The sequence below is a fragment of the Kribbella sp. NPDC054772 genome (genome assembly GCF_053611945.1).
Genome location: NZ_JBSHBJ010000003.1, coordinates 470,313 through 476,928 on the forward strand (window position 1 = coordinate 470,313; position 6,616 = coordinate 476,928).

Below are 6,616 nucleotides of genomic sequence, written 5' to 3' on the forward strand. Positions count from 1 at the left end.
GTTGCGGGTTGTTAGGGGTTGTTATGGCCGGCTGATGACGGCTTTGCCGCGGATGCCGCCCTTGTCGAGCGACTGCACTGCCTGCACGGTCTGATCGAAGTCGAACACCCGCCCGACGACGGGACGCAGTACGCCGCTGTCGACGAGCGCGCCGATCTGGCGAAGCTGGTCACCGCTGGCGCGCATGAAGAGGAACTCGTACGTCACGCCGAGCCGCCGGGCCTGACGGCGGATGCGGCTGCTGAGGGCGGACATGACCAGCCGGAGCACCGGGTTCGCGCCGAGTTCGCGGCCGAACGCCGGATCTGGCGGGCCGGCGATCCCGATCGCCTTGCCACCGGGGCGCAGTACCCGGAGCGATTTCTCGAGGTTCTTCCCGCCGAGGCTGTCCAGCACCAGGTCGTAGCCTTCGACGAGCTGTTCGAAGTCCTGGCTGCGGTAGTCGATGACGAAGTCCGCCCCGAGCTCACGCACGAAGTCGGCGTTGCCGGCACTGACCGTGGTGGCGACCGTGGCGCCGAGGTACTTGGCGAGTTGGATCGCGATCGTTCCGACGCCGCCGGCGCCGGCGTGGATGAGGACCCGTTGCCCGCGCTGCAGGTTGCCGCGCTCGACCAGTGCCTGCCACGCGGTCAAGGCCACCAGCGGCAGCGAGGCTGCTTCCTCGATGCTGATCGATACGGGCTTGAGCGCGAGGTCGGCCTCGGCGACCGCGATGCGCTCCGCGAACGTTCCGATCCGGTCCTTGTCGGGCCGGCCGTACACCTCGTCGCCGGGCCGGAATCCGTGCACCTTCGCGCCGACGCCGATCACCGTTCCGGCGACGTCGTTCCCGAGGATCTGAGGCAGCTTGTACGGCAGGATCTGCTTGAACTCGCCCGTCCGGATCTTCTCGTCGAGCAGGTTCAGCCCGGCGGCCTCGACCTGTACGAGCACGTCGTGCTCCCTGACCACAGGCTCGGGCACATCCGCTTGCTGCAGCGGCTCCTTGTACTGCGTGACGACGAACGCTCGCATGACGACTTTCCTTCGTTTCGATGGTTGATGCCCAACCAATTATCTGAGTTGACTCAATAATGAGCGCACTCAGTCAATCTGTCAAGGAGCCTCGAAGATGCGACCGGCCATGGAGGCGCAATGCCGGCTGCGAACACTCGGCAGCAGAGCGGCGCCCGCCGCTGCGGCGCTTTCCGCGTGAACCGCGGTCTAGAGGGAAGCGCCGCCGCAGATTGTCAGGTGTTGGCCGGTGATCATGGCGCCGCTGTCGGAGAGAAGGTACTGGGCGAGCGCCGCGACTTCGTCGGGTTGGATGAGGCGGCCCAGGGGCGGGACGACGGGTGGGGTGGCAGCCCGAGCCGAGTCGGTGAGCATCGCGGTGTCGGTGGGGCCGGGCTCGATGACGTTGACCGTGATGTGGCGGGGTGCGAGCTCGGCGGCCCACGAGCGGGCGAGGGCGCGGAGCGCTGCCTTGGTGGCGGCGTACTGACTTTTGCCGGCCACTCCGGTTGCCGTCCGGCTGCCGATGAGCACAATGCGGCCGCCGTCGGTGAGACGATCGACCAGGTGGTTACCCTCGGCAGGCTTCGGTCCGATCCGCAGCATCGACCGCATCGGCCCGTACGAACGGACACCACCAGGAGGGTACGTCGCAGCCGCGACCGCCCGAGCCGCGTCGTCGGCCGTGTCGACGAGTGGCACGATGATTCCGGCGGCACCGGCGTCGTTCGGCCGCGCGCTTCTCCCTGGTACGGCGGGATCGTTCGCCGCGGACCGCGATCGGTTCGGCGACGATGTGCTGGGCGTCGAGGTGTGGATCGAGGGAGCTGCACGGGTCCTGGAACACGACCTGGATCCGGTGCCGCAACGGCCGCAACCGGCGTTCGGTCAGCGTCGTCGTTTCAGGCGCTGCTCAGGCCGGCTGAGGTGGACTTGACGGAGCAGTGCTAGCGCTCGATCGCGGGCGTCGGCCTTGCCACAGTGGTGCCGCAGCCGGATCGCTTCGATCATCTGCCGGCCGACTGTGGCGATGGGGTTCAGCGCGGTCATCGGATCCTGGGGGACCAGCACCACCGCGCGCCCGCGGAGGGCGCTGATGTGTTTGCGGGTCCCGATCACGTCCTTGCCGGCGAGCTCGGCCTGTCCCGCCACTACGGCGAGATCGTCCGCAAGCAGCCGTAGCAGTGCCATCGCCGTCGTCGACTTACCGGAGCTGGACTCGCCGATGATCGTGACAGTCTTGCCGGCGTCGATATCGAAGGTGACGCCGTCGACCGCGCGGATCACGCCACCCGCAGTCCCGCAGCGTCCTGCGCAGTCTGCGCAATTCCTCCTGCCGCTCTCACTGAGAGTATGATCGTAATTTAATCCCTGGATGGTCTTGCCCCGGGGCCACCAGCGAACCTATTGTCGTATGAACGTAATCTAAAACTTCAGGAGCTCACGATGACGGCGACTCAGCAGGTCGCGCTGGTAACAGGCGCGTCCTCAGGCATCGGAGAGGCGACAGCGATCGCGCTGGCCGCCGCAGGTTTCCGGGCGATCGGAACCGGCCGCAGCACCGCGCCTCAACAACGCCCGTTCATGACCGTCTACGTCTCGACCGAGCAAGCGGCCGAGGGCTACTCGCAGTCGCTGGATCACGAGGTCCGCGAGTACGGCGTCCGGGTTCTGCTCGTCGAGCCGGGCTCGATCAAAACCCCGTTCGGGGACCACAGCGTCGTGGCCGACACCCCCATGCCGCTCTACGCGGCGGGACGGCGCAACTACGACGAGCTGCTGGAGAAGAACCTCAGCAGCGGCGACGATCCCGCCGTCGTCGCCAAAGTGATCGTTGGGGCGGCAACCGACCGGAACCCGAAACTGCGGCACACCGCCGGTAGAACCGCCCGGACCATCAACGCGGTGTACCGCGTCGCCCCGGCCCGGATCTTCGACCGCGTCATCCGCAGATTCAACCGGATGCCGAGCTGATCGCCCACCTTCGATCTGTCCGCGACATCAACAGCTACGGAGAGACAAATCATGATGTCCGAAGTCACAACAGGACTGGAAACAGAAGAACACGGCACCACCTTGATCGTCCGCATCAATGGCGGTGAGCATGCGCTGCTGGATCCGGGCATGGCGGCTCAACTCGGCAGACTCGTCGACAGGGCTGACAAGGATCCCGGCATCCACGCCGTCGTGTTCACGGGAACCCATCCCGATCGATTCTTGAGCCACGCGGACATCACCTGGCTCCAGGAGGGCGGCGTCGGATTTCCACCCATCAATACCCGGATCGCGGGGATCGTCTTCCGCATAGCGACCGCCATCAACAAGATGCCGGGCATCAGGTCACTCGCAGCCAAGACCAAGCTGAAGACCCTCCTGCAACTCGACGGCCTGCACGCGACGTTCCTGAAGATGAACGCGAGCGGCACCATCTTCATCGCGGCACTCAACGGCTCGGCGCTGGCCATCGGCGCGGAATTCGCCTGGGCCTGTGATGTGCGGATCATGGCAGACGGAGACTTTGTCATCGGCCTGACCGAAGTACTGCTCGCGCTCACCCCCGGCGGCGGGGGTTCCCAGCGCCTGACTCGCTTGATCGGCTCCCGGCAATCGCTGGCCGCGATCCTCGAGGGCAGGCCGTTCACCCCTGCGGAAGCCCTCGCTCTCGGCGCTGTCGACGAAGTCGTACCGCAGAACCGGGTGCTCGAGCGCGCGATCGAGCGAGCCGAGTACCTGAGCCTGCGGTCGAAGAAGTCGCTCGGAGCGATCAAGCGGTCGGTGTACTTCGGCGCCTCGAAGCCGCTGCCGGCCGGGCTGCGGGTCGAGCACGCGGAGTTCCTCGTGAGAGATCAGGACCAAGAAGCCCAGAAGCGGATGCTCGAGTACGTCGTCGCAACGGACGCGACGGGCGATCTGCCCTTGCTTGATGCCAAGACGTACGCCCGCGCGCTGCGCGAGGGCCGCATCGGCGGTGGTTCCAACGAATAGAACGAACTGCTGATAACAACAAGGCAGTCGAGGGCTACTCCGTACGCCTCGCTGAACTGGAGAAACACATGGTGCGGTACACGAAGGAACACAAGCAGGAAACCCGGCAGCGGATCGTCGTGACGGCCGGTCGGCGGTTCAAGCGGGACGGTATCGACGGATCCGGGGTCGCGACGTTGATGAAGGATGCGGGTCTGACCAATGGCGCCTTCTACGCGCACTTCGCGTCCAAGGACGACCTGGTTGACACCGCGATCGCCGACCAGTTGCACACACTGCATACGAACATCGTCGAGCAGGCCGAGCCCGGCCCGGCCGGTCTCGAACAGATCGTGCGCTGGTACCTGTCGCCCGGCCACCGCGACGACCACGACGAGGGCTGTCCTAACGCGGCCCTGCTTGACGAGATCGCGCGCAGCGGTGACACGACCAGGCAGGCCTACACCGACGGGGTGCTGGTGGTCATCGACGGCCTCGCGGCCCGCATGACACCCGGAGACCCGCTGTCGTCGCGGGTGAAGGCACTCAGCCTGCTGGGCCTGCTGGCCGGGACCCTGCAACTGTCCCGCGCCCTGACCGACCGGCAACTCTCCGACGAGCTCCTGGAACAGGGCATCCGCAACGCCTTGGCCCTGGTGAACGCCGAACAGCACACCTCAGACGTCAACCAAGCGACTAAGACGAAATGAGCCTTCCGATGAACCAGTCCAGCACGATCCGCTTCGAGCGCACGACACCCCGAACCGCCAAGATCACGTTCGCGAATCCTCCGGTGAATCTGGTGATTCCCGAGACCGTGGTGACGTTGCACGAGATCGTCCGCGAACTCGACAACGACCCCGACATCCAGGTCGTCGTCTTCTCCAGCGACGTACCCGACTTCTTCTTCAACCACTTCGACGGCGCCGAGGCCGGCAACCTGCCTGTGCCCGAGCACGAAGGTGACGCGCCGGTGTGGACCGATCTGGTCCTGCGGTTGAGCAAGGCCGCGTATGTCAGCATCGCCTCCATCCGGGGTCGCACCCGTGGCGCCGGCAACGAACTGGCCCTCGCCTGCGACCTGCGGTACGTCAGTCGGGAGAAGGCGTTCTTCGGCCAGCCCGAGGTCGGTGTCGGCATCGTGCCCGGCGGCGGTGGGGCCGAGCGACTCCCGCGGTCCATCGGCCGCGACCGGGCGCTCGAGGCGATCCTCGGCAGTGCGGACTACGACCCCGACCTGGCCGAGCGCTGGGGATGGGTCACGCGAGCTCTGCCGGACTCGGAACTCGACGCCTTCGTCGACGCAACAGTCACTCGCCTGGCCTCCTTCGACCGCCAGGCGTTGGCGACCGCCAAGGCGATGGTCGGCCGGGCCACCCTGCCTCCGGACGCCGACCTGATCGCCTCGTACGGCGAGTTCGTGGACTCCCTGACGGGCCCGGGACTCCTGCCGCGGGCGATGGCCCTCCGCGCGCTGACCGCCGACAAGGGCCTGGACGTCGAATACCAGCTGGGTGAGTACGTCGGCGAGGTCAACCAGAATCTCTGATCGCTGATCGGTCGGTGGTTCAGGGCAAGCGGCTTCTGGAGGTGTTCCAGCGCCCACTGGCGGGCAGCAGAGGTTCCGTGCGCGGTGAGATATTGGACGGGGTACTCGATGTACTGAGCCTGCCCTCCGTCGCGCCATGGCGGGGCGACAACCATGCGTGCAACGTGGTTGGCGACCCGCGCAACGACCGCCGGCGGCAACGACATGTTCGCCACCCTCAGCGAGCCGCGGACCGAGACGCTGGGGCAGCGCTGGTTCACCGCGTACAACTGGAAGGTTGTCATCGCGTTCGTGGACCAGTTGTTGGTCCGCAAGGACCTAGCCGCGATCGACGCCTGCGTCGGCGCCGAGTACCACGAACACAACCGGAGTATCCCCGACGGCGTGGGCGGTCTGAAGGCCGACCTGGGCTTCTACTTCGAGAAGTTCCCGCAGTTGAGCGTGACATCGAAGCGAGTCATCGCCGAAGGTGACCTGGTTGCCGTGCACAGCCACTACGTCGACAGCCCGGGCAAGCGCGGCCGAGCCGTTGTCGATCTCTTCCGGGTCCGCGACGCCAAGATCGTCGAGCACTGGACCGCCGAACAAGACGTACCCGAGACCGCCGCCCCCAACAACAACACCATGTTCTGATACCGGCCTGGGCCGCCGGGAATGCCTCGAGCAGGCCGTGTCGCGGCCGGCGACCGCTAGGACCGTGAGGGGAGAGAACTGTGTGCGATCCGTACCGACTATCAGTGAGGGCCCCCGCCAGAACGCCACCTCACATCAACCCTCTCCGTCGAGACGGGTCAATCCCACTACATCTACCGGTATGCGTTCGATCCCTCGCGGCACCTGTTCGCCTTCGATGCACAGGTGGCCGGTCCGCCGGCCAGGCCGTGGAACGGCGCAGCCCCGACGGCCTGATGCGCCGTCAGGGGCCTTGCGTTGTTGGGGTATCGACGCGTTCGCTGTGGGGCGATGTGCAGTGATGTTACGCGGGCGTATCAAACCGTGGTTCGCCCCCTTCGTGGGGGGGGGGGGTTTGGGGGTGTTGGGAGGAGGGGGATGGGGGGGTGGGGGTGTGTGGGGGGGGTGTTGGGGGGGGGTCTGGTGTTGGGTGGT

The 6,616-nt window shown here is 66.4% G+C and carries 8 protein-coding genes; 5 read left to right on the forward strand and 3 right to left on the reverse strand.

Annotation, left to right across the window (positions count from 1 at the left end; translation table 11 throughout):
* Positions 1 to 21: 21 nt before the first annotated feature.
* The 3 genes from ACWGID_RS07735 to ACWGID_RS07745 form a co-directional block, all read right to left on the reverse strand.
* Entirely contained in the window at positions 22 to 1,017 is a 996-nt protein-coding gene (locus ACWGID_RS07735) for an NADP-dependent oxidoreductase (protein WP_452195484.1), read from the reverse strand.
* A 189-nt stretch (positions 1,018 to 1,206) separates the two neighbouring features.
* Entirely contained in the window at positions 1,207 to 1,698 is a 492-nt protein-coding gene (locus ACWGID_RS07740; RefSeq protein WP_452195486.1) for an SDR family NAD(P)-dependent oxidoreductase, read from the reverse strand.
* 186 nt (positions 1,699 to 1,884) lie between these two features.
* Entirely contained in the window at positions 1,885 to 2,283 is a 399-nt protein-coding gene (locus tag ACWGID_RS07745; protein WP_452195488.1) for an ATP-binding cassette domain-containing protein, read from the reverse strand.
* A 159-nt stretch (positions 2,284 to 2,442) separates the two neighbouring features.
* On the opposite strand from ACWGID_RS07745, the gene ACWGID_RS07750 reads away from it, so the two are divergent.
* The 5 genes from ACWGID_RS07750 to ACWGID_RS07770 all read left to right on the forward strand — a co-directional run bounded on the left by ACWGID_RS07750 (position 2,443) and on the right by ACWGID_RS07770 (position 6,142).
* A complete protein-coding gene (locus tag ACWGID_RS07750) occupies positions 2,443 to 2,970 on the forward strand; it encodes an SDR family NAD(P)-dependent oxidoreductase (protein ID WP_452195490.1) in 528 nt (175 codons plus the stop codon).
* A gap of 51 nt (positions 2,971 to 3,021) precedes the next feature.
* Positions 3,022 to 3,981 carry an enoyl-CoA hydratase/isomerase family protein gene (locus tag ACWGID_RS07755; protein ID WP_452195492.1) on the forward strand — a complete coding sequence of 320 codons (960 nt, stop codon included), beginning with the start codon at positions 3,022 to 3,024 and terminating at the stop codon, positions 3,979 to 3,981.
* 68 nt (positions 3,982 to 4,049) lie between these two features.
* Entirely contained in the window at positions 4,050 to 4,670 is a 621-nt protein-coding gene (locus ACWGID_RS07760) for a TetR/AcrR family transcriptional regulator (RefSeq protein ID WP_452195494.1), read from the forward strand.
* Positions 4,671 to 4,678: 8 nt separating this feature from the next.
* Positions 4,679 to 5,509: an enoyl-CoA hydratase/isomerase family protein gene (locus ACWGID_RS07765; protein ID WP_452195496.1), complete on the forward strand. Its 831-nt coding sequence runs from the start codon at positions 4,679 to 4,681 to the stop codon at positions 5,507 to 5,509.
* Between the two features lie 153 nt (positions 5,510 to 5,662).
* Positions 5,663 to 6,142, forward strand: a complete 480-nt coding sequence (locus ACWGID_RS07770; RefSeq protein ID WP_452195497.1) for a nuclear transport factor 2 family protein — start codon at positions 5,663 to 5,665, stop codon at positions 6,140 to 6,142.
* Positions 6,143 to 6,616 lie beyond the last annotated feature (474 nt).

Coding starts and splice junctions, on each gene's coding strand:
- ACWGID_RS07735 (WP_452195484.1), bottom strand. CDS start 1,017: ATGCGAGCGTTCGTCGTCACGCAGTACAAGGAGCCGCTGCAGCAAGCG.
- ACWGID_RS07750 (WP_452195490.1), top strand. CDS start 2,443: ATGACGGCGACTCAGCAGGTCGCGCTGGTAACAGGCGCGTCCTCAGGC.
- ACWGID_RS07755 (WP_452195492.1), top strand. CDS start 3,022: ATGATGTCCGAAGTCACAACAGGACTGGAAACAGAAGAACACGGCACC.
- ACWGID_RS07760 (WP_452195494.1), top strand. CDS start 4,050: ATGGTGCGGTACACGAAGGAACACAAGCAGGAAACCCGGCAGCGGATC.
- ACWGID_RS07765 (WP_452195496.1), top strand. CDS start 4,679: ATGAACCAGTCCAGCACGATCCGCTTCGAGCGCACGACACCCCGAACC.
- ACWGID_RS07770 (WP_452195497.1), top strand. CDS start 5,663: ATGCGTGCAACGTGGTTGGCGACCCGCGCAACGACCGCCGGCGGCAAC.